We start from the raw sequence: 23,486 nt of genomic DNA on the forward strand, positions 1-23,486 counted from the left end.
TGAATTTTCGTTAAAAGAGTATATTGAAAAAGCGAAACGCCGGCGAACTCCATTCACAGAAGCATAGCAATAAAAAAAGGAGTGGTAGAAGTTTTCCGGAATCTGTTTCTTTTCAGTAAACCTACGGGATTGCATTCGAATTTGCAAGCCCAAAAAGCCCTGTCGTCAGGACTGATTCTGAATGTCTGCGGGCTCTCAGGCTGTACTATGACGGCAGGAGACACAGAAAGTGCCGGCGCAGCCAACAGAATTCCTTTTAAGCACTACGGCAGCTCTGCAAACAAATGCTGCACGTTGCTAACCAGGCACAAAAAAAGGGCAGCGAATGTGTGCTGCCCTTTTATGCTGTTCAGAACAATTGCTATTGAATCACGATCTTTTTCCTGATCACCTGATCATCATTTCGTAATTCGAAATAGTAAGTGCCCTTAGACCATTGCCTGAAGTCGAATGACTGGGTAACCCGTTCCCCATTCACATGGATGGTTTCTTCATGCACAACTTGTCCCACAATGTTGAACACCTTGCAATCCAACTCTCCGGTTATATGCGGAGCCGTTATATCCAGCACCAGCAGCCCGTCACCAGGGTTGGGATAGATGATGATCCTCTCCGCTGTCAGCGGCTGATCGATGCCTATCGGGAAGGTGACAACCACATGCACCGTATCCACACCGGTACATGCATTCGCATCGGAATAAGTGTAACTGATCACATACGGACCGCCGACGCCGGCAGCCGCAGGGCTAAAACTATTACCTGTAACACCCGGCCCGCTGAAGTTGCCGCCCGCCGGTGTTCCGGACAGCGTTACAGCCGGCGCAATCACTTCATAGGTATTGCTTAAACCTGTCAGTTGCACTACAGGCAAGGGCGAAACGATGACGCCAACGGAGAGCGAGGTATCGCACTGCCCGTTCACTTCTGAGGCAGTAACGGTAAATACGGTATTGGCAGCCGGAGGAGCGATCACGGAAGCACCCTGTCCGTTTGCCGGTATCATGCCTGCAATCAAAGGTGTCCACTGATAGTTAAATGTTCCGGAGCCATTGTTTTCCGCCTGGAGATTTACGCTACCGCCGGCACAAATGGAATCGAGATCAACAGATGCTGCAATAGCAGGATGATAGATGATTGCCTTCACGGGTGTGCGCAGACTGGAGCATCCTGTGATGTCGGTGCCAATATATTCTTCAACGTAGTATGTGGTGGTGGCAGTGATATAGGGTGTAGTGAATGATGCGCCGGTGCCCAGCAGCGTGCCTCCCGTGAGCTGATCATACCAACGCAACACACCGCTTCCGCCTGAAGCCGATAACAAAACTGTACCAGGACCGCAATGCGTGACATCCGCTGCTACAGGAGCGGCGGGAGCAGCCACCATGTTTATCACAGCCGCATTGGTATAGCTTGAGCCTCCGGAATTGTTACAAGTCACTTTTACACGATAATAGGAAGTGGCCGACAACGGTGGTGTTGCATAGGTGTAACCGGTTGCTCCGGAAATAGTATTCCACAAAGTGCCGTTAGCAGACTGCTCCCATTGAAAAGCGATATCAGCAGCCAGCGGATAGTTTGACAAGGTGAGTGAGGCGACTGTTCCGGCAGCGCAGAACTCATCCGGTGTAACCGATAAGGTTCCTGGTTCCGGCACACCGGTACAAGGTGGCAGCGGCTCAATGGTTATCGTATAATCTTCCGTTTCGCCGTAAGAGAACAAACTGCAATACTCTTCAGCGGCAACAGTATCATAGTAATTACACCTGACTCTCAACCGGTGTTGTCCGACATACGATGCAGTCAGGGGAATGGTAACTGTTCCGGTGTACACCGAGGTTCCGTAATCGGGTGATGCATAAACAAATTCATCAGCTCCGTCAAAGGACGCGTCATTGTTATAGTCTATCCAGATTCCGAATCCTTCCATCCAGTCAGGGCCTGATTGTACGGTAAGATCATAAGTGCCTCCTATCATGACAGTAGTAGTCAGATTACCGGTAGGGTTGTAATTAATGTAATTGTCAACGTTACCATTGCAGCCCGATGCCAGGTTTGACAGGGTATTGAACGTGAAGTTGTCGATATAGTCATCGGATGTACATTGATAAGTATAGGTACCCACACAGTAATTTATTTCCCTGCTTCCTGCAGGAGCCGTGATATCGGGCACATGTGTTCCGCCTGTACCGCTCAGCGTGATGGAAACACATTCCGCATCAACAAAGTGACCAATGGTGCCTGTGGCAGCAATATCATAAGCGAGCCAGAAATAGTTGGCACCGCCAGCTAATGCAACGGAACCGGTTATCGGTGAGGATAAGCTCGATGCACTGCCAAACAGCTCCGCTGTGGAAAAATCCGGATTACTGCCAGAGTAATAAACCTTCACGCCTGTTACATCATTGGCAAAATCGGTACTGCCGTTTGCGTTAAAAGTTATGGAGTTGAGTGAATAGGGATTCAGGCTGCCGATGGTGAGAATGTTTACCCCTGCTATCTCAGCGTCCTGCATGTTCAGCTGTACTGCAGAAAGATTATTTTGAAACGTGGTAACTGAACTGAAAACCATTGTAGAAGCGGGCACCAGTGTAATGGTATAGTCTTCTGTTTCGCCACTGTAGTATGTCGTGCAGGCTTCAGTACTGCCTATAACAGCATAGTCTTCGGCCCTTATCCTCATCCTGCGTTCTCCCAAATAAGCATTATTGGCAGGGATAAAGATCAACCCGCTTTGCGTACCGGTTTCATAGGTTGGTGAAGCAAAAACAAATTCATCAGCATCATCAAAATCACCATCATTATTAAAATCAATCCATACACCAAAACCTACCGGGTTATAGAGCGGACCTTCCAGTGTAATCGTGTAACTGCTGCCTACTTCCAGCGAAGTGGTGTTACTTCCGGTAGCAGGATATTTTATGTAACCATTGGAAGCTCCGTTACAACCGGTCAGATTAGACAATGTATTCAGGGTAACCCCATCAATGAAATAATACTGGCAGCCATACAAACTTGCGGCCGTGCAATAACCGACCTGCCGGCTGCCGTCAGGCGATGTTACGGCAGGCACCTGTGTTCCGGCTGCACCGGTCAACTGCAACTGATTACAGCTGACATCAAGATAATCTCCCAGCGTGGCAGCCGGAGCGACATCGTAGGTAACCCAAAAGTAGTTGTTGCCGGTGTTCAGCGTCTGTGCACCGGAAACCGGTGAAGAAAGATTCGTTGCTGAACCGAATAAGTTACCGGTGGAGAAAACCGGGCTCTGACCGGTAGCATACACTTTCACGCCGGTAACATCAGCGGGGAAATTTGTTGACCCGGCAGACGATAGTGTAATGGAGAAGAGGTCGATCGGGTTAAGCGTGCCTTGTGTTACTACCTGTATCAGCATCATCTCGGCATCTGTCTCACCAATCACCACATCATTCAGGTTATTCTGATAGGTCGTGCTCGACTGGTAGGTCATATTGGTCGGCGATGAAATAGTGATCGTATAATCTTCCGTTTCACCAAAATAGAACTGTGCGCATGATTCATAATCAAACACGTTTGCATACTCCTTCTCCCGCACACGCATCCTGCGTTCGCCCACATAAGCCGCGTTATCCGGCACTGTTATCTCTCCACCCTGTGGTCCGGTAGTAGCAAATGATGAAGCATAGACAAACTCATCCGCATCCTCAAAATCACCATCGTTATTATAATCAATCCAGACGCCAAAACCCACCGAAGCAAACTCCGGACCTTCCAGCGACAACAGGTAAGGATTGCCTAATTCAAGCGTAGTTGTATTGTTTCCGGCTGCGGGATATTTGATATAACCATCAGCCGCGCCATTGCAACCTGAGCTTACGTTTGACAAAGTATTGATTGATACAGCATCAATAAAATAAAATCCGCATCCGTAGATACTGGTAGCCTGGCAATAACCTACTTGCCGGTTACCTGCGGGCGCCGTGACAGCAGGCACATGGATTCCTCCTGCACCGGTCATCACCACCTGGGTGCATTCAGCGTCGAGGTAGTCGCCTATTCCGGCATCAGCAGTAATGTCGTAAGTCACCCAAAAATGATTTATGCCGGAAATGAGTGTGGCATTTCCGGTGACCGGACTGCCAAGGTTAGTGCTCAGACCAAAAAGCACATCTGTGGAAAAACCGGGATCAGCTCCTGTAAAATACACTTTCACATTCGATACATCATTGGCAAAATCAGTACTGCCGTTGGAATTGACCGTGAGCGAAGTGAGGTTGAATGGGCTGATACTTCCGGATGTTACCACTTCAACACTTATGATATCCTGGTCAGCTGCACCGGTCAGCACATCCAGTGTATTATTCTGATAGGTGCTTGTTGACACAAAAGTCATAGTAGTAGACGGCGTAATGGTAATGGTATAGTCTTCTGTTTCGCCATAGAACTGTGAGCTGCAATAATCACTTGCAAGCGGCACGTAATTGTAGATACAGCGTATACGCATCCGATGGTCACCGAGGTAAGCAATGTTGTTGGGGATACTGATATTACCAAGGAAGATTTCAGTGCCGGGCGCCGGAGAAGCATACACAAATTCATCTGCATCGGCAAAGTCGAGATCGTTGTTAAAATCAATCCATACACCAAAGCCCTGGTTAAATTCCTGGCCTGCCTGCAGGGAAACAGTATAGTTACCACCCAATTCCAGTGATGTGGTAAAGTTTCCGGCAGGAGGGTAATAGATATAGTTATTGGTGTTTCCATTGCAGCCACTGGAAAGATTGCTCAACGTATTGAGTGTTACATTGTCAATAAAATCATTGGAAGTGCATAGATTTTCGTATATCGGGTAACAATAATTAACGACCCGGTAACCGTCGGGTGAAGTAACCGTCGGCACCTGTGTACCGGCGGCGCCTGTCATCACCAGCTGCGTACAGGCGGCATCGAGTGTGTCACCAAGCTGTGCACCGGGTGAGATATCGTACGTGACCCAGAAATAATTGGCACCTGAAGAGAGTGTTGCATTGACAACAATAGGTGCTGAAAGGTTGGTAGCAATCGCATACAACTGATCCGTATTGAAAACAGGGCTGTTTCCTGTGTAATATACTTTCACGGCATCTACATCATTGGCGAAATTGGTGGAACCATTGTCATTGATAGTAAGAGAGGTCAGGTCGATTGGATTAAGTCCGCCGATCGTATTAACCTGAATACCTATCATCTCCGCATCCTGCTGCCCGAGCGACAACGCATCGGAATTTGATTGAACCACGGTGCTGGAAACATATTCCATACTGCTGGTGGCAGGTGCTATGGTAACTGTGTAATCCTCCGTTTCACCATAGTTAAAACTGGCGCAGGACTCCGTTGGCAGGATGGTACTGTTGTATTTGCACCGTACCCGCATCCGCCTTGCACCAATATAATCCGGATTGGAGGGAATCGTTACCGGTCCGGTAAAAAGGTTGATACTGGCCGTGGGTGAAGCATACAGGAATTCATCAGGATCGTCAAAATCCAAATCGTTATTAAGATCTATCCAGACTCCAAATCCCTGTGGCCATTGAATACCTGACTGCAAGCTGATAGTATAGGAAGAACCGGATTCGAGCGTGGTGGTTAATGTTCCCGTTGGCAGGTATTCAATATAATTGTTGGTATTACCATTGCAGCCCGTACCATTATTGGAAAGACTGTTCAGCGTGATGTTATTGATAAAATCATTTGAGGTACACAGGTTCAGGAATGACCCGGAGCAATACTGCGCAGCAGCAGGCTGGCCAAATAGCAAAAGGAAGAAACCAAGTAGTCTTGCTGTGATGGAGTAAATGTTTTGTTTCATGAATAGTCATTTAATGGTTGGAGATGGTATTGTTGGGTTGGGTTGGGTTGAGTTGGTCTGACAGAAGGCATTGCGGCAATATTATTCTCAGGTGGCATTCACGCCTGATGCCTTCGCAAACCGAAAAGTAAACTTAAGATTAATTGGTTTAATACCGTTTACTTTTTTTATCCGCGTATTCATCATTTGAAGAAACGTGCGCTGTAATGAGCTGTTATTCCGCTATGTTTTTTTATGCAGTATGAAATTGCGATACTATCGTAAAACGGTGTTGTTTCGGGGTCAGTGGAAATAGCGTTATGAAAGATATGATGCAATTTACCATTGGCTCATTTTATTCTTTTTGCGACACAGCAATTTACTCAGAGTTCTGCATAAAGAATTCCCACTGCCAAAGCCAGCAGCACCAGCACCGGTGCTTTAATTCTGGTAAATTCAAGCAACAGGAAAGTCATCACTACCACACCCATATTGATCCAGAGAAACTGCAGGTTGGTGTAAAGTATCACAGCCGCGGCAAGCACCAGCCCTACGGAAGCCGCATTGATGCCGATGAGCGATTTTCTTACGAAGGCAAAATGCTTGGCATATTGCCAGAATGGGTAGACAATAAAAGCTATCAGCGTGCCCGGCAAAAAAATGGCTACGATACCAATTATACAACCACCAAACTGCGAGGTGGCCCCCATGCCTTTAAGCGCCATTCCTCCTGTAAATGCGGCAAGGGCAAATGACGGGCCCGGCAATGCCTGATTGATGGCCAGGCCGGAAAGAAAATCTGTTGCTGAGATATAATGATGGTGCTTGACGAACTGTTCAAACATCATCGGCACCAGCACACTGCCGCCGCCGAAAGTAAGCGCACCAAAGCGGAAGAAGTTTTCAAACAGTACAAATGGTTTTGCCTTAGTAACCAGTGCCAGTGCACCGGCCAGCAAAAACACACCGAAGAAAATGGTAATGCCACGATAGGCATGCTTCCATTTTACCTTTTGTAATTCATTGTTCCCGCCTGATGGTTGCTGAGAAGGAAAGACAATGGCTTCGCTCTCCCTCTCTTTGTGCGTTATATTGGTGACTATTGCCGCGCCCAATAAAATAAGCGGAAATGTCCATGGAGTAGTAACGGCCAGCGCCGCCCCTATGGCCAGCAGCATGATGGAGACAGAAGTCCTGTTGTTCACCACATGGAGTCCCATCCTGAATCCGGCATGAGCAATTACACCGATGGCCATCGGTTGAATAAACAGCAGAAAGTCGGTCGGCATATTTCGTGTTTCGAAAGTAGAAAACACGGCCACGAGCAACGACATTATCAATGATGCGGGAAGTATCCATACCAGCAATGCGAGTATGGCCATCAGCGCATTCCATTTTTTCTGCGTGAGCACAATAATGGTTTGCGTGGAAGCCGGACCGGGCAGCATCTGGCAGAGTGCGTTCACCTCCAGGAGCTCATCGTGTGTGAAATAGCGGCGTTTCACCACCAGGATGTGATTCATCACTGCCAAATGTCCCTGCGGGCCACCGAATGAGGTGATGGCAACCAGGAAGATATCTTTCAGATAGATGAGGGCCCTGGGCCTCATGAGCTGATCATTTATTTTTTTTCAGGCCGATTTCAATCAATCGCTCATCGAGATACTCACCGGCGGAGATGGGATCGTATTTACGGGAATTTTCCAGTGAGATGCAGGAGCCCAGGCAATCAAGCCGCATTTCAGAACGTGGATGCAGGAAGAAGGGAATGGAATAACGCGAAGTGCCCCATAACTCCTTCGGCGGATTTACAACCCTGTGCGTGGTTGATTTCAGCCGGTCGTTGGTGAGCCGTTGCAGCATATCTCCCACATTCACCACAATTTGTCCCGGCATAGCTGTCACCGGCACCCATTTTTCGTCGCGTGTAAAAATTTCGAGTCCCTCAGCAGAAGCGCCTACGAGCAAGGTGATCAGGTTGATGTCTTCATGCTGCTCTGCACGCAGAGCCGATTTAGGATCGCCGGTGATAGGCGGATAATGAATGGCACGCAGAATACTGTTTCCGTTGTGAATCTTCTTATCGAAATAGATTTCCGGAAGATCAAGATAAAGGGCGATGGCCCGCATCAGGTAGCCGCCGGCGATTTCGAAACTTTTATATGCATTGATATTTACTTCATTGAAACCCGGCAGTTCGGTTACCCATACATTATCGGGATATTCTTTTTTTATCGGGTCATCATCCATCACCATCTGCCCAAACTGAAAAAACTCCTTCAGGTCAGCCACCTTGCTTCCTTTAGCGTGTTCCCTGCCGAAAGAGGTATAACCCCTTTGCCCCGCAAGTTCGGGCCTTTCATACTTGAATTTGATTTCATCCGGTAAAGAAAAAAATGCTTTTACTTCCCGGTAGAGTTCTTCAATCATTTTATCATTGATACCGTGATTCTTCACGGCAACAAATCCTACGGTATGATATGCATCACCCAGCTCCCTGATAAAACTGCGTTTCTTTTCCGGTGTGCCGGAAATATAATCTGACAAGTCAACAACAGGTACATGATCCATGGCTTAATGTTTAATTTTCAATGAATGTAAAACTAAGAGAAGAAATCGGAAAGTGAAGCGAAGAATTAGTGAAGAAAAAAATGATGAACGGCATCTGTTCTTTTCATTTACCCGGCACCTGACAGTGCTGCAACAACTCCAGACATGCCATGAGCAGATGACCTGCTGTTGACAAGCTGCTCACCGCAATGGCTTATACTTTGAAGCGGACAGAATCTTCTGCGCATCCGTTTCTTCCATGAGCTGCTGCAGTGTATATCCTTCATTCTTTTCCATGAATGCCGTAACAATCCTCCATCCCACCCAGCTCCCGATATTGCCGGGCGCTTCTTCAGGCATGCCGGAAGTGGATGGCCCTTCGTTTATATATTTAGCATATTGCAGCGGATCGGTACTGTACAGCAATTTTTTCTCAATAAAAAATTTCCAGATCTCCGGTTCATTGTTTTTGCACCATACAAGATCTGCTTTTGTATAACCGGTGATGATGGAATCGTCGGCTGCGGGTAAAACCTTTTTCTTGAGATAAAGAATCTTGCCATTGTAGATCATGGCATCCAGCAATTTTTTACCGGGAGCATTGAATTCAAAGTTGGCTGTTGCCAGTACGTGTATGCAATTACATACCATATATTCGGGTGTAAAACGGCGCAGCAGGTATTGCGGCACCGGTTCGGTTTCATATTTATAAAATGCTGAACCGGGACCAAGGTATTTATCGAGGCTTATGCATAACAGGTCGTTGCCGACTGTAAAGGCGGGAGGCGCATTAATGAGCGTATTGACTTCCGGAATGGCAGCCTTCGGAAAATAATATTTAAAATAACGCAGTGCCAGCTGAAGATTTTGTGCAAAGACCGTCACATCATCAAACCGCATCATCGTGGAATCGTACAATGCCTGTGAATAAGGCGACTGTACATATTGCCAGATGCTGTCCTTCCAACTCTTGGTGGTATCCGCTTCGAGGTCCCATCCGCCTATCTCTCTGAAATAAAATGGAAATAAAACAGGATATTTTTTGCGCAGGGAATCTATCTGCGACGGATAGGCGGAAGCGCTGAGTGCAAACAGATCTTTTTCCATCCGGTTCAGTTTCAGATCAACCTCCACACCGGAGAGATCCGGTGGCTTACCAGAGTGGCAGGATGCAACGGTCAACAGCAGGGCCAACAGCCAACACTGCCGCGAAAATAACCGGCAGTTGCCGGCATACAACTTCACCATCATCCGGTTCATTCACCCTTGAATTGTGGTTTGCGTTTTTGCAGAAAGGCACTGATGCCTTCTTTACTGTCAGCCGATGCGGCAGCAATATCCTGGCAATAGGCTTCATAACCGAGCATAGTGTCAAGGTCGCAGTGGAAAGATTTATTGAGCATTTTTTTCATCAAGCCGATGGCTTTCGTTGGAGCGTTGGCATAAAAGTCAGCAACCTGTTGCACGGCACTATCGAGCTGATCCATCGGAACAGCGGATTTTACAAGGCCTATTGCCACCGCTTCCGCTGCTCCTACTTTCCTTCCGGTAGTGGCGAGATCGAATGCCATAGCCGAACCCACCAGCCGGGGAAGAAAATAGCCTGATCCGGAATCGAGCACAAGCCCGATATTGATAAAGATCTCCGAGAGTGCCGCTTCTTCTGCCGCTATCACCATATCGCAGGCAAGGGCAAGAGAACAACCCGCACCTGCTGCCACGCCATTCAACCGGCAGATCACCGGTTTCGGCATATTCCGCAACTGCCTGATGATAGGATTATAGCCGTTGTGCAGTGATTCGGCAATTTTGCGATCAGGATTCGCCATCACTTCTTTCAAATCCTGCCCCGAACAAAAAGCTTTGCCTGCACCCGTGATCACCACCACACGCACTGCCACCTGCCGCTCCGCTTCTTTCAGGGCCTGCAGCAGTTCCTTACGCAAAAGATCATTGAATGCATTATATACTTCAGGGCGGTTCAGTGTAATGGTGGCTTTGGCGCCGGTGATTTCAAACAAGATGGTTTCGAACATGGAGATCAGTTTTCAATTGATATTTTTTAAGAACAGGAATTTTTAATGCCGCCATAAAAGGCTACAATCAACAACACAAAGAAGTATGCTCCCTAACTGTTATTTTTCGTCTTTGTTGTGTCAAGAATTTTCCATCCTCTTTCCTTTGCTTTCATTACCATAGTCATTTGTCACTGCTAATTCCATTGCCTGGCGGCAGCAACCCGAATCTGCAGCGGTAAATATACACAAGCGCAATTTTTGTGCAGCATCAGGCAGGATGTGGCTTATGACTGGTTGATTACGCATGTTGTTTTTTGCCGGGTTTGAAACAAATAATGAAAGACATTGTCAATGCGGTCAAAGAAATTTACATTTGAGGAAACCAGACCATATGATCTCATGACACAGAACGTCAGCATTTTTTCTTGCCGCACCCTTTCTCTTCCGGCAGGCATAATCATGTCTGTGGCTGTAGTGATCTGCCTGTCATCCTGTGATTCATGTAAAACAAAACCTGATTTTCAAGATAAGACAGCACCTGCAGTAACCTGGATCGTGACGCATCCTTCGGGCAAGAAAGATACTATTCACGAAACCGGCAATGCGGTTGTATCGTGGAGTGAAGCGGTGAATGTGTTGGCCATCGTAGCAGATGACGGCGGTATCGTGGAAATCACGACCTACAGGTCAATATCCTATGATTGCCTGGGTGATGTTTTGCAATCACCTTCCTTCGGCCCGTTTGAACAAACTATTCCTGTGAGCCTTGATTCCCATGGTGAAGCGCTGAAGATTTTTCCTGTGGCCTATGATGTAAATACATTTCTTATCTGCCCCCAAAGCCTCGATTTTCAGCAAGGCACCATCACTTTGAAATGTTCAGGATTGAATTTCGGGAATCTAAAGACGGAAGGTGTATTGTCAATACATGTGAACAGGCGATTCTAAATAACCGGTGAAGATGCATGCATCCATAATACAATATCAGGACTGTCCATCTTTCTTCAGGGCAAGAATTGAAAAATCACTTTCATCCTTTACAATTCTATTTGTCAGATGTCCAAGCCCGCTGATTTCCATTTCCACGATATCTCCTTCCTGCAGCCACTGTTCTTCGTAGGAAGGGTTTTCCAGTTTGCCGGTACCATTCAGTTCCAGGAAACATCCGGTGCCAACGGTGCCGCTGCCAATAACATCGCCGGGTAGTAAATCAACACCATACGATGCACGTTCAATGATTTCGGCGAAGGTCCAGTCCATATCGCTCATGTTACCGCTTGAAACCAGTTTATTGTTCACCCAGCATTTCATGTCGAGGTTGTAATTGTTACCAACATGACCTTGCTTACAAGGCACTTTAAATGCTTCCAGTTCTTCCGGCGTAACCAGCCATGGCCCGATGACGGTAGAGAAGTCCTTTCCTTTTGCAGGACCAAGATTCAGTTTCATTTCTTCCATTTGCAAGACTCTTGCGCTCATGTCGTTCATGATCATATAACCACCGATGTAGTTATCGGCTTCTTCCGCGCGGATGTTACGCCCTTTCTTATTAATCACGATGGCCACTTCAAGTTCAAAATCCAGTTTTTGAAAATGATCCGGCATGCAGACAATATCTCCCGGTCCCTGTATCGCATTATGATTGGTAAAATAAAAAATAGGGTACTGATCAAACTCCGGAATCATGTCCACCTTACGGTTTCTGCGTGCTGCCGCCACATGCTGACGGAAGGCATAACCATCACGGCAGGAAGTGGGTTGCGGAACAGGCGCCATTAATGTTATCCCGCTCAGTGGTTTGGGTCTCGCGCGGACGGACTTCCCCTCCTTCAGCATACTGTCGTATTCTATGGCTATTTCAAAGGCTTCCTCGCCACCATACAAAAACAATTGCATGTTGCCGGGCAGGCGCCAATCCATATCCTGCAAGTCGTAGTAGTTATCTTCATGCACTATGGCAAGATGATCCTGTTCGTCGGTGGGGTTGTAATAGCTGATGAGTTTCATTATTGAGTCAATAACTGGTTTAGGATTTCAAGATGACGCTAAAGATAGTATCTGAATCAGAAAACTTTCATCAGTTAACCATATTGGTGCAAGCTAAGCATGTACGCCGACTGTGTTTCCTCCAGCATAATTTTGAATGTCATGCATTACAGCCGGAAAACTTTTTAAATGGCGTTGCGTAATGAAATATGCCTGTACATGATAAGGCCACTAAACACTTTCATTTAAAAAAATCCAACATGAAAAAACTGCTGTTCTCCTTTTTGAGCCTGTATGTATCCTCTCTTACCATCATGGCCGGACCGGCTGTCATCAACTACCATATTCATGTCGATCAGTTTGGTTATCGTTGTGATGCTGTGAAAATTGCAGTGATCAGTAACCCACAAACAGGTTACAATGCCAATGATCATTTTACACCGGGCACAGCAAACAATAAATATGAAGTGAGAAGATGGAGTGATGACGTGGCTGTCTTTACAGGAACCATCAAACCATGGAACGGCGGTGCAACGCATGTTCAATCTGGTGACAAGGCATGGTGGTTTACTTTCTCCGCTGTGAGTACGCCGGGAGATTATTACATTTTTGACAAGACGAACCAGGTTGGCTCCTGCAAGTTCCATATCGGCGACAATACTTATGATGAAGCCCTGAAAGCAGCCCTGCGCACCTTTTATTATCAGCGGTGCGGTACGGCCAAAGCATTTCCTTTTGCCGGCAATGGCTGGACGGATGCAGCCTGTCACCTGGGGACACAGCAGGATCTCGATTGCAGGCTGGTCACCAATCCTACCGTAACCTCTTCGCGCGATTTACACGGTGGATGGCATGATGCGGGAGATTATAACAAGTATGTCAATTTTACCTGGAGCACCCTGGTTTCGCTGTTGCTTGCCTATGAAGAAAATCCTACTGCCTGGAAAGATGATACAGGCATTCCTGAATCCGGTAACGGCATACCGGATTTGCTCGATGAGGTACGCTATGAGTTACAGTGGCTGTTGCGCATGCAGGAAGACAACGGGTCGCTGCTCAGTGTGATGGGCACGCAGAACTATGCCACGGCATCGCCGCCTTCCGCTGATGCAGCATTCAGACGGTATGGACCAGCCACCACGTCCGCATCGCTGACGGGCGCCTCTGTTTTTGCACTGGCAGCAGTTCAGTTCGGCGCATTAAACAATAACGCAATGACAGCATTTGCAGATACCCTGGAAACAGCGGCAATAGGTGCATACAACTGGGCCATTGCCAATCCAAATGTCACCTTCTACAATGCAGGAACGCTTGCCGCCGGAGAGCAGGAAGTGGATGATTATGGAAGGATGGTACGGAAGACTGCAGCCGCATGTTTCCTCTATAAAATTACAGGAAACACGGTGTACCGTGACGTTTTCGACAACAACTACAATAATGTGCACATGATGCAATGGTCCTATGCTTATCCGTTTGAATCCACGGAGCAGGACATGCTGCTTTATTACAGCAAGGTGAACGGCAAAACAACTGCCGTTGCGTCGGCCATTAAAAGTGTTTTCAGCAATTCAGTAAAGTCGGGTAACCCTGATAATTATCCGTCTTATAAAAATAAATCAGATGCATACCGTGCATTCATGTCAGACGATAACTATACATGGGGCAACAACGAATTTAAATGCGTACAAGGCACCATGTTCACCGATATGATCCGTTATAATCTCAACAGTTCGAATGCGGCCAACTACAGCTCCGCCGCTGCGGGGTTTCTTCATTACCTGCACGGCGTAAATCCGGTCGGCATCACCTACCTGAGCAATATGTACGGGCTTGGCGGTGATACCTGCGTAAATGAAATCTACCATGGATGGTTTACAGACGGCAGTGCATTGTGGGACCGTGCAGGTACTTCCACCTATGGCCCGCCGCCGGGTTTTATTCCGGGTGGAGCAAACCCATCTTATGCGTTGGATGGTTGTTGTCCGAATGGTTGCGGCAGTTATAACAGTCAGTGCAATGCTGCACAGGTTACACCGCCGCTTTATCAACCTGTACAGAAATCCTATCGCGACTGGAATGCGAACTGGCCGCAGGATTCATGGCAGATCACGGAAGTGGCCATTTACACCGAAGCGAGTTACCTTAAATTGCTGTCGTGGTTTACCGGCGGAACGTGCAACAGTTTTAAAGAAGGACAGGAAAAAATAGTAGTGGAGCCAAAGGCATTATTGCTTTACCCCAACCCTGCCGATGACGTGTTGATGGCCGATGTTGATGATTGGGATGAAATACCGGCAAGCATCAACATTTTTTCTATGGATGGCCGGCCGGTACAGGAATTCAGCAAAGTGCTGCTGCCCTGCCAGCTTTCAATAAATAACTTACCTGCCGGAAGTTATCTTATCAGGTTACAGACTTCTTCCGGTGTGGTTACCGGAAAGTTTACGAAACAATAGCTATATGCTTCAGCCTGCCAGGTCGCCCGGAGCGGCAGGCGGGTTGTTTATTCGTGATCTTGCTTTTTCAAGTAATCGCTCCAGTATCAAATCAGCCAGCACTGCTGCGGGCGGAGTCGCGGAATCAGCAGCAAGACGTGCCTTTGCCTTCTCTTCATCCACATCAATCCGGTACAACAGCCACAACAGTTTTTCATAATCGTTGTGGAGTAAAGTTTCCAGCTTGTCAATCAGCTCCTTTCTTATTGCGGCGAATACATCATCGCTGCCTTCAATTGCCGGTAAGTCAATGTAGCTGCCCAGCAATTGTATAACCTGTGTTTCAACCGGTGAAAGATGCATGTTATTCATGGCCTGATCGCTTCCGGTGAGATAGTATGTTGTTACTCAAAATTTTTCAAAGATGGCTGCATCTGATTGCATGGACGAAGTAAAATGCACGGCATAGATTCCCGGCGGAAGCATCGTGATATTCATTCTGCCTTTCTCCGGATGATCTGCTGTATAAACTAAAACGCCCATTGCATTATATACTGCAACCCTTTCAATGTTGCTGATTCCTGTGATAGTAATTTCCTTTTGTGTGGGATTTGGGATAATCCTGCATGCAATTCCGGCAGCAGGATTTTCCATTCCTGTTGTTAGTTCCTTTTTTAAAACCAGTCCGTTATGTCCGCATGCATACACCGCATTGGAATCGCCGGCCAGCCCGGATAGAACGGATGAAGAAGAATAATCCAACGTCCAGCTTTGACCTCCATCGGAGGTTTCATAAATATCATATTGCCCGGAGAGAGCGTAGCCGTGTTGCGAATCGGTGAACAGCAGGTCGCCGCCTGCATCCAGTCCGGTCCCAGCTACCTCACTCCAGGTTTCGCCCTGATTATTTGTAGCGAATAAATAGCCATCACCCGAAATGGCAAAACCATTTTGTGCATCAATAAAACTCAGGCCTGCCAGGTAATAATTGCTGTTGAAATTTACCGTATCAAACTGCCACGTGGCACCATAATCAGTGCTCTTGTAAATACTGAGATGATACGCCGCAATAAAAACAGAATCGCTGAAGGCCACCATTTTTTCAGGAACAAAATAGGGCGCTCCGGAAATGGATGACCACGAAGTTCCGCCATCCAAACTTCTGTAAACACCTGTTAATCCTCCGTACACGCCTGTCATGCTGTTTGAAAAACAAATCGATGTTACAAAACAGGTACAACCTCCCGTGTTTACCCAATTATTGCCGGCATTATACGTGCGCATAATGTTTCCACTGCCATTGGCAACAAAGCCCGTATCCGTATTGCGGAAAAACGCTTCCGTATAAATGAACGCAGAAGGATTCTGTACCGATGAAAATGATACGCCGCCATTTACCGTTTTTAACAAGATGCCATCATCTCCAAAAAAAATCAATGTACCGGGAGCAAGGCGTTGCAAGCCGAGCAGGTCAAGACCCGTGCCTGTGGGCAATGGTTCCCAATCCTGCGCGCAGACAGGAAAGAACGATGATAGCAAAAGACTGATTACCATCATTACTACTTTCGTGATAGCCTGAATGCAACGGCAGCACATTTTATTACTATGAATGATTGCAGAATTTTTCATGGTCACCTTTGATACTCTTCATCATGCAGTAAAACAATATCAACGGTTTGGTTACAAACGATACAAGTTTTACCTGTGCCGATTTTTTGTATCACTAAATGTAAGTTGTTTTCATCAATGGCCGCAGATAGTGCCGTATGCAGCGGTCAGTATTTCCCGACAACACCCAGTCCGAACAAGGCAAAATCATATTTCACAGGATCATCAGCATCAAATGTTTTAAGTGCTGCTGTCAGTTCCAATGCGGTTTTCCAGTTCATTTGCCGGCTGCTGATCAAACCCAGTTTCCCCGCAACGCGACCTACATGTACATCACACGGACAAATTAACTGCGATGGTTTTATCTTTTTCCAGAGCCCGAAATCAACGCCGCAATTATCTCTTCTCACCATCCATCGAAGAAACATATTCAGCCGCTTGCAGGCTGAATTACGCGCCGGTGTCGCAATATGTTTCCTGGTGCGTTGCGGCGCATTTTCATCATCAAAAAAATAACCATGAAAGCCCGTCAGTGCCGGTCCGGTATTGGGTGATGCAGCAGGAAGAAATTTCACAAAGGCCGCCTCCAGCGATGAGTGCTCCCGGTAATACTTCCGGAAGAAATGAATGAAATACAAGACATCGGTTGCGTTGAACGTGCGGTGTTTGAAATGGATGAACGGCTGCAGGTCTTTTTCATTATGATGCAATACAAAATCGAATGGTGCCTGATCCATCATTTCCATCAGGCGGTTGCAACTGTTCAAGATGGAAGTCCTGTTGCCCCAGGCCAGCGTGGCTGCAAAGAATCCGGCAATCTCAATATCCTGTGGCTTTGAAAAGCGGTGTGGTATGCTGACGGGATCTGTTGCAATGAATGCCGGCCTGTTATAAAACGAGGCCTTTTCATCGAGGAGCACTTTTAATTTTTGTAAATTCACAAATGCGAATCTAACTGCTATGATCCGGAAATGTTTATTCCTTACATTGCTTTTTTGCGCAGGCGCTCCGGCGAAAGTGCAGCAATATACTATCGGTGCGTATACTTACTAAGGGATGCAATGGCAGAACAAATTTTCACCTCGAACCAGTCATCCTTCCATAGTTCCACAATTCCTCACTTCCCTGCTGGAATATCTTTTAGACTACTGAAGAATGCACTTATTGCAGTGATTTCAGCCACTCAGGCGAATATAAAAAAAGCGCCTGAAGCATTTACCTCAGGCGCTATTCAAACACAAAATTATTTTTCCTACGCGTTTACCGCCACCGGCTTCAGCTTAATGATACCGATCCAGTCAAACAAACGGATGAAGGGATACACCGGATCAAACTCATACCATTTGATACCGAAGTTAGCGCGGCCCGGATGACTGTGGTGATTGTTATGATAGCTTTCACCCAGCATCAGAAAATCCACCGGCAACAGGTTCTTGCTTGTATCACTCATTTTAAAACGCACTGAACCGATGGTATGTGCAAACCAGTTGATGATTGCTCCGTGAAAAGGCCCCATCACAAAATGAATCGGCAACAACAGGAATATCCACCAATGCGTGGCAAACATCATGTAAAATATCACATAGAAAGCGCCCCAGGCAATACGGCTGTACCAGCTGTCGGCAAATTTTTCGAAGGCGGGCCAGTAAGGAAGGTTATTCTTGAACTTGTCTTCCACCGGATAGGTCTCATGCAGAATTTCCATGTAGATGATTTTCGTACGCCACATCATGGACCATATATTTTTATCATACTTGGGTGAATGCGGGTCCTTCTCCGTATCTGCGTAAGCGTGGTGCAAGCGGTGAAGAATTCCATAAGAATACGGACTGAGGTAAGAGGAACCCTGTGTAAGCCAGGAAAGGAAAATAAATATCTTTTCCATGGTTTTCGACATCGTAAACATCTGATGCGCTGAATAACGATGGTGAAAGAATGTCTGGAAGAAAAGAGAAAAGTACCAGTGGCAGACAAAGAAAATGAGAATGATCATTGTTGTTTTGAATTAATTGGTTAAGTATTCCACAACCGGTTCCCGTGAAGTGCGGGATATGCCGGCATGTCGTAAAATAAAGTGAAAATCCCGTTTAGAAAACGGCGCAAACTTACGACAAAAGGGCGACTTGAACAAGTTCGCGCCAATCATTCCTCACATCATACTGAAATTGAATTTAAGAACTGCACGCTTTGCCGTATATCATCACTCAGCACGCGGTCAGACTGATTGAAAGAAACAACAGCACGGTAATCATCGAAAAATTTTTCCACGGCAACACTGCTTCTTGCCGGCCGCCTGAATTCAAGTGCCTGCGCCGCATTCAGCAATTCAATGGCCAGGATGTTTTCCAGATTTTTAAGTACCCTGTAACACTTCGTGGCACCATTGGCGCCCATGCTGACATGATCTTCCTGCCCGTTGGACGACATGATAGAATCTACCGATGAAGGTGAACAGAGCTGCTTGTTTTCACTCACGAGCGCCGCAGCCGTATATTGCGGAATCATCATGCCGGAATTGACACCCGGCGTCGCCACAAGGTAAGGCGGTAAGCTACGCTGTCCGCTGACAAGCAGATACACTCTTCTTTCACTGATGCTTCCCAATTCGGCGAGGGCGATGGCCAGAAAATCCAGTGCAAGTGCGAGCGGCTGCCCGTGAAAATTTCCTCCGCTGAGTATGACATCTTCATTCGGGAATACATTCGGGTTGTCGGTAACCGAATTAACCTCCGTAGTAAAAACAGCTGCACAATAACGGATAGCATCTTTCGATGCTCCATGTACCTGTGGAATACAACGGAAGGAATACGGATCCTGAATATCTGTTTTTTCTTTTGCCGCCAACTCACTGCCGGCCAGTGTTTTCAAAACCGCGGCTGCCGTTTCCAGCTGCCCCGCATGCGGACGCACCCTGTGAATTAATTCATTGAACGGATCAAGCCGGCAATCAAATGCATCAAGCGACATGCAGGCAACCAGGTCGGCGCATGTGCTCAGCCGCCTGGCTTGTAATAAAATCCAGGTGGCATAGGCGCTCATAAACTGCGTTCCGTTTAACAGCGCTAATCCTTCTTTTGACTGAAGCTTTATTGGTTGCCAGTTGAATGCTTTCAGCACTTCAGATGCCTGCCATTTTTTATTTTGAAAATTCACTTCACCCATTCCCAGCAAAGGAAGGCTCAGGTGTGCCAAAGGAGCAAGATCGCCCGAAGCGCCGAGAGAGCCATGCTGAAAAATGACCGGCAAAATATCATGGTTGTAAAAATCAATGAGGCGCCAGATGGTGCTGATATCTATTGCAGAATGTCCATACGACAATGATTGAATCTTCAGCAACAACATCAGCTTCACAATTTCCGGTGGTACTTCCTCTCCCACTCCACAGGCATGGCTCATCACGAGGTTTTCCTGCAATTCTTCAATCTGGTGACTCGATATCCGGATGTTACGCAACGAGCCGAAACCGGTGTTGATGCCATAGAACGGGTGATCAGAATTTTTCAGCTTCTGATCGAGATAGCTGCGGCAGGCGATTATTTTTTGCTGCGCACTTTCTGACAGCGCCAGTTGATAACCGCCTGTGATGATCTCACTGATCTTTTCCATGGAAAGATAGCCGGAGCTGATGTAATGAGTTTTCGGCATAATTTATAGCAGTGTGTTGGGATGAGAATGCTGCATGACGTAAAATCAAATGCGAACGGGTTCCGCTGAACACCGTTGCATGTACTATCTCATTTTTGTGATAATTCCGCTGATGGCAAGACTTTCCTGTTCGCCGCTCGTCATATTCTTTAAAGTCAGCTGCCCGGTTTGCATTTCATTCTCCCCGATGAGCACTACGTATGGGATGTTTTTATCATCCGCATACTTCATCTGCTTCTTAATTTTCTCAACAGATGGATAAATCTCCGCAGCAATGCCTTCCTGCCGCACCTGTTGAACCAAAGGCAAGGCATAATGCTGGGAGGCTTCATCAAAATGTACAAATAGGACTTTCGTGCCCGCATGCACGCCTGCAGGGAAAAGCTGCAGCTCCTGCATCACATCAAAAATACGGTCGGCGCCAAAAGAGATGCCGACACCGGAAACTCCCTTCAGGCCAAATACACCAGTGAGATCATCGTAGCGCCCGCCACCGCCAAGGCTGCCCATCTTAATAGCTGTGGGTTTTACTTCGAGGATGGCACCGGTGTAATAATTCAATCCGCGGGCAAGCGCGAAATCCACCTCCACTTCCGCCGCAGTGCTGCCGGTCAGATGGAGGTATTGATAAATATCATCGAGTTCGGCAATACCCTTCAGTCCGGCAGGCGAATCACTCAGCAATGCCCTGGCCGCATTTAATTTGACGGAAGCACTGCCATTGATGCCAAAGAATTTTTCGATCAGCTGCAGCTGGCTTTCGCTCAGTCCTTTAGTGGTGAGTTCCTGCCTTACTCCCTGTAAACCCACCTTGTCCAGCTTATCAATCGCGATGGTGATGTCAATAAATTTATCCGCGGCGCCAATGGCTGCGGCCATGCCTTCCAGCACCTTTCTGTTGTTAATTTTTATGGTTACGCCGATACCCAGTTGTGCAAACACCTCATCATACATGCGGATCAATTCCATTTCATGGATGAGCGAATTGCTGCCCGCTACATCAGCGTCGCACTGGTAAAATTCGCGGTAGCGGCCGCGCTGCGGGCGATCGGCACGAAAGACCGGTTGAATTTGGTAGCGCTTGAAGGGAAAGGTGATTTCGTTCTGATGCATGACAACATAACGGGCAAATGGAACAGTGAGATCGTAGCGGAGCCCTTTCTCCGAAATATCCGATACCCTGAATTTAATATCTGAAATTGTTTCACCAGCATGCTCACTTTTTATCCTTTGAAACGGATCGCCTGAGTTGATGACTCTGAACAACAACCGGTCACCTTCCTCGCCGTATTTTCCTTCCAGCGTAGCAAGGTTCTCCATAGTTGGTGTTTCAATCGGCTGATAGCCATACTTTTCGAATACTCCTTTTATGGTATTGAAAATATATTGCCGGCGGAAGACCTCTTCCGGTGATAAATCGCGTGTGCCGCCTGGTATGGAAGGTTTACTCATTTTGATGCGCTGCTTTTATTTCCCCTGAACAATTAATTTTTCAATCCGGGATTCTTCTCTTTACGCTGCATGATCAATGACATCAGCAAAGCGATCAGCAGCCCGGTCATCATGGTAGTGCCAACGCCATAGGTGAATTGCCCGAAAGGAGAATACATGGCCCTGACACCGGCAATGCCCTTGTCAACCTGTTCCTGCGATGCTTTCCCGTTTTTATAGTACTCCGTTGCCGAAGCGATCATCTGGTTTACATAATCTGTATTGACATACTTCACATACACCAACAGGTACGAGCCTACCATCAGCCCGATAATGAAACTCACCACCATTCCCGTGGTGGCAGCTTCGCGGAAAGTGATGACTCCTCCCTTGTCGCGGTCGCGCTTATAAAGAATGGCAGCATAAATGGCAACGGCCAGAATGAACAGGCTCAGGTAAGGTGCATACTGCCCCATTACAGTTGACTCCCAATGTAAAAAATAGCCAAGTGACATCCACCCTAACGTGAGAAAACCGGCTATCATCCCATACTGCAATTCGCGTGACATAACATGACAATGAAAGCCGAAGGTAATGAGGAGAAAATAAATCCGGGTGAGATTTGACGCGCCTGCAGCAAATCTGCTGCCGCACAGAAAAAACGGTATGCACGCCTTTGCAAGCATCCAGGCATGCTAAAACTGCAAGAGCACAGCCTGATGAGGACTGTGCTCTTGCCGCAATTGTTACATCCAACCAAACTATATGCTGATCTTATTACTCACCTTGCTGCTGATGAAGCCGTCTTGATCCATCCATTGCTTCAATTGATGCATGCCGATATTGCAACGTAACCGGAGAAAAACAAACGATGAACATCCGTCATCGGCCAGTACTACCACCTGCCGGATCTTATCCTTTTTGTTTTGTCTTAACTGCACGGAAACCCTTTCTTCCATTGAATTAACAACTACGAGTTCTTCAAACTGCTGCTGGCTCATCCGTTTCATTTTCCTGGCATATTTACCCGAAGCGTTATAATCATTGTAAGCGCAACCTTCCCGCACGACGATGCTGGTGCTGCGTATTTTTTTCAATGCTGTTTTCAGCTCCGGCTCCTTTTCCTTCGGTACAAACCATGATCCCACCTCCATCAGAAAGCCGGGCACATAGAGCGACAACTTTGTGGATTCCTTACCGGCTACCGGCTGACTGCCGTCAGCGGGCGTTGCTGCATAAAGTAAAACGGGAAAACAAAAGAACAGCAGCAGGAAAATATTTTTCATTGGTTGAAATTTACGCTTCGTTATGAAAGTGGAATGTTATCAGGTGATACAGGAGGTGTCTTCATTTTTTAAGAAAAAGCGGCAGGCAGTCTTGAACCAAACCATGAGAAAAACCAACCTGCTCGCTTCTCCGGGGAAGGGGAACTTCCGGGACCTCCAATATTCAATCAGTGCTTTTTATCTTCATCAATATCCTTCAGGTGCTCCAGTCCTCTGATGTCGGAATCATTGGCCAGCGAACTGATCTTTTTGATATCCATCTTACCGGCTACATTCACGTAGATGAATTCACCGTCATCTTTGCCCACGATGAGCAGGTCACTCACGATGCCTTCTCCTGCAGACTTCGCAAGAATCCTGATATCCGTGCCTTCCTCCACCACACTCAACAATTCTTCATAGCCGGTAAAACCCATCATCTTTGCTTCAGCATACAACTTATCACTCATGTCTGTGGCTTTGCCTTCCACAGGTTCATACACGAGCACATTTATTCCTGTGATATCTTTAACCACCGACAAGTCGGCATCTTCCATGTCAACGGAAGCAATCAGGTCAAACATTTTGGGCGAAATCTTTACCGTAGTGAATCCGGTGTGCCCTGCATACTTGTCAAAAAAGGCATGCACATCATTTTGTGCGAAAAGTGAAAACGGCAGCAATGCCAGAACGGAAAGGATCAGTTTTTTCATGGTGGAAGATTTTTTTTAAGATTGAATTT

Annotated in this window: 17 protein-coding genes; 2 read left to right on the top strand and 15 right to left on the bottom strand. The window is 46.9% G+C overall.

Going from position 1 to position 23,486, the window contains the following annotated elements:
* Window positions 1-361 precede the first annotated feature (361 nt).
* The 5 genes from K1X61_08150 to K1X61_08170 all read right to left on the bottom strand — a co-directional run bounded on the left by K1X61_08150 (window position 362) and on the right by K1X61_08170 (window position 10,392).
* A complete protein-coding gene (locus K1X61_08150; protein ID MBX7108599.1) occupies window positions 362-5,827 on the bottom strand; it encodes a T9SS type A sorting domain-containing protein in 5,466 nt (1,821 codons plus the stop codon).
* Window positions 5,828-6,189: 362 nt separating this feature from the next.
* Window positions 6,190-7,416 carry a chromate efflux transporter gene (gene chrA / locus K1X61_08155; protein MBX7108600.1) on the bottom strand — a complete coding sequence of 409 codons (1,227 nt, stop codon included), beginning with the start codon at window positions 7,414-7,416 and terminating at the stop codon, window positions 6,190-6,192.
* A gap of 7 nt (window positions 7,417-7,423) precedes the next feature.
* On the bottom strand, window positions 7,424-8,377 hold the full coding sequence (locus K1X61_08160) for an isopenicillin N synthase family oxygenase (protein MBX7108601.1): 954 nt from the start codon (window positions 8,375-8,377) through the stop codon (window positions 7,424-7,426).
* 180 nt (window positions 8,378-8,557) lie between these two features.
* Window positions 8,558-9,616 carry a hypothetical protein gene (locus tag K1X61_08165; protein MBX7108602.1) on the bottom strand — a complete coding sequence of 353 codons (1,059 nt, stop codon included), beginning with the start codon at window positions 9,614-9,616 and terminating at the stop codon, window positions 8,558-8,560.
* Window positions 9,613-10,392 (bottom strand): enoyl-CoA hydratase/isomerase family protein, encoded by a 780-nt coding sequence (locus K1X61_08170; protein ID MBX7108603.1) that lies wholly within the window; start codon window positions 10,390-10,392, stop codon window positions 9,613-9,615. The genes K1X61_08165 and K1X61_08170 overlap by 4 nt, the downstream gene beginning before the upstream one ends.
* Window positions 10,393-10,773: 381 nt before the next feature.
* Here K1X61_08170 and K1X61_08175 point away from each other — a divergent pair, with 381 nt between their 5' ends.
* Complete coding sequence (locus K1X61_08175; protein MBX7108604.1) at window positions 10,774-11,322, top strand: hypothetical protein; 549 nt, start codon at window positions 10,774-10,776, stop codon at window positions 11,320-11,322.
* Window positions 11,323-11,358: 36 nt separating this feature from the next.
* On the opposite strand, the gene K1X61_08180 is transcribed toward K1X61_08175, so the two are convergent.
* Complete coding sequence (locus K1X61_08180) at window positions 11,359-12,381, bottom strand: fumarylacetoacetate hydrolase family protein (protein ID MBX7108605.1); 1,023 nt, start codon at window positions 12,379-12,381, stop codon at window positions 11,359-11,361.
* 239 nt (window positions 12,382-12,620) lie between these two features.
* Between K1X61_08180 and K1X61_08185 the strand changes: the two genes are divergently transcribed.
* The gene (locus tag K1X61_08185; protein ID MBX7108606.1) at window positions 12,621-14,816 is read left to right on the top strand and encodes a glycoside hydrolase family 9 protein; all 2,196 of its coding nucleotides are present in this window, start codon (window positions 12,621-12,623) and stop codon (window positions 14,814-14,816) included.
* A gap of 9 nt (window positions 14,817-14,825) precedes the next feature.
* Here the strand turns inward: K1X61_08185 and K1X61_08190 are convergent, their stop codons facing one another.
* The 9 genes from K1X61_08190 to K1X61_08230 all read right to left on the bottom strand — a co-directional run bounded on the left by K1X61_08190 (window position 14,826) and on the right by K1X61_08230 (window position 23,457).
* Entirely contained in the window at window positions 14,826-15,167 is a 342-nt protein-coding gene (locus tag K1X61_08190; protein ID MBX7108607.1) for a hypothetical protein, read from the bottom strand.
* Between the two features lie 36 nt (window positions 15,168-15,203).
* Complete coding sequence (locus K1X61_08195) at window positions 15,204-16,424, bottom strand: T9SS type A sorting domain-containing protein (GenBank protein ID MBX7108608.1); 1,221 nt, start codon at window positions 16,422-16,424, stop codon at window positions 15,204-15,206.
* Window positions 16,425-16,570: 146 nt separating this feature from the next.
* On the bottom strand, window positions 16,571-17,344 hold the full coding sequence (locus tag K1X61_08200; GenBank protein ID MBX7108609.1) for a TIGR02757 family protein: 774 nt from the start codon (window positions 17,342-17,344) through the stop codon (window positions 16,571-16,573).
* 311 nt (window positions 17,345-17,655) lie between these two features.
* Entirely contained in the window at window positions 17,656-18,396 is a 741-nt protein-coding gene (locus K1X61_08205; protein ID MBX7108610.1) for an acyl-CoA desaturase, read from the bottom strand.
* A 161-nt stretch (window positions 18,397-18,557) separates the two neighbouring features.
* Window positions 18,558-20,048, bottom strand: coding sequence for a histidine ammonia-lyase (hutH, locus tag K1X61_08210; protein MBX7108611.1), 1,491 nt, complete (start codon window positions 20,046-20,048; stop codon window positions 18,558-18,560).
* 84 nt (window positions 20,049-20,132) lie between these two features.
* A complete protein-coding gene (gene hisS, locus K1X61_08215) occupies window positions 20,133-21,500 on the bottom strand; it encodes a histidine--tRNA ligase (protein MBX7108612.1) in 1,368 nt (455 codons plus the stop codon).
* Window positions 21,501-21,532: 32 nt separating this feature from the next.
* Window positions 21,533-22,048 (bottom strand): DUF4199 domain-containing protein, encoded by a 516-nt coding sequence (locus tag K1X61_08220; protein MBX7108613.1) that lies wholly within the window; start codon window positions 22,046-22,048, stop codon window positions 21,533-21,535.
* Window positions 22,049-22,240: 192 nt separating this feature from the next.
* A complete protein-coding gene (locus K1X61_08225) occupies window positions 22,241-22,765 on the bottom strand; it encodes a DUF4252 domain-containing protein (protein ID MBX7108614.1) in 525 nt (174 codons plus the stop codon).
* Window positions 22,766-22,932: 167 nt separating this feature from the next.
* Entirely contained in the window at window positions 22,933-23,457 is a 525-nt protein-coding gene (locus K1X61_08230; GenBank protein ID MBX7108615.1) for a DUF4252 domain-containing protein, read from the bottom strand.
* Window positions 23,458-23,486 lie beyond the last annotated feature (29 nt).

The sequence above is a fragment of the Chitinophagales bacterium genome (assembly GCA_019694975.1).
Lineage (GTDB): Bacteria > Bacteroidota > Bacteroidia > Chitinophagales > UBA10324 > JACCZZ01.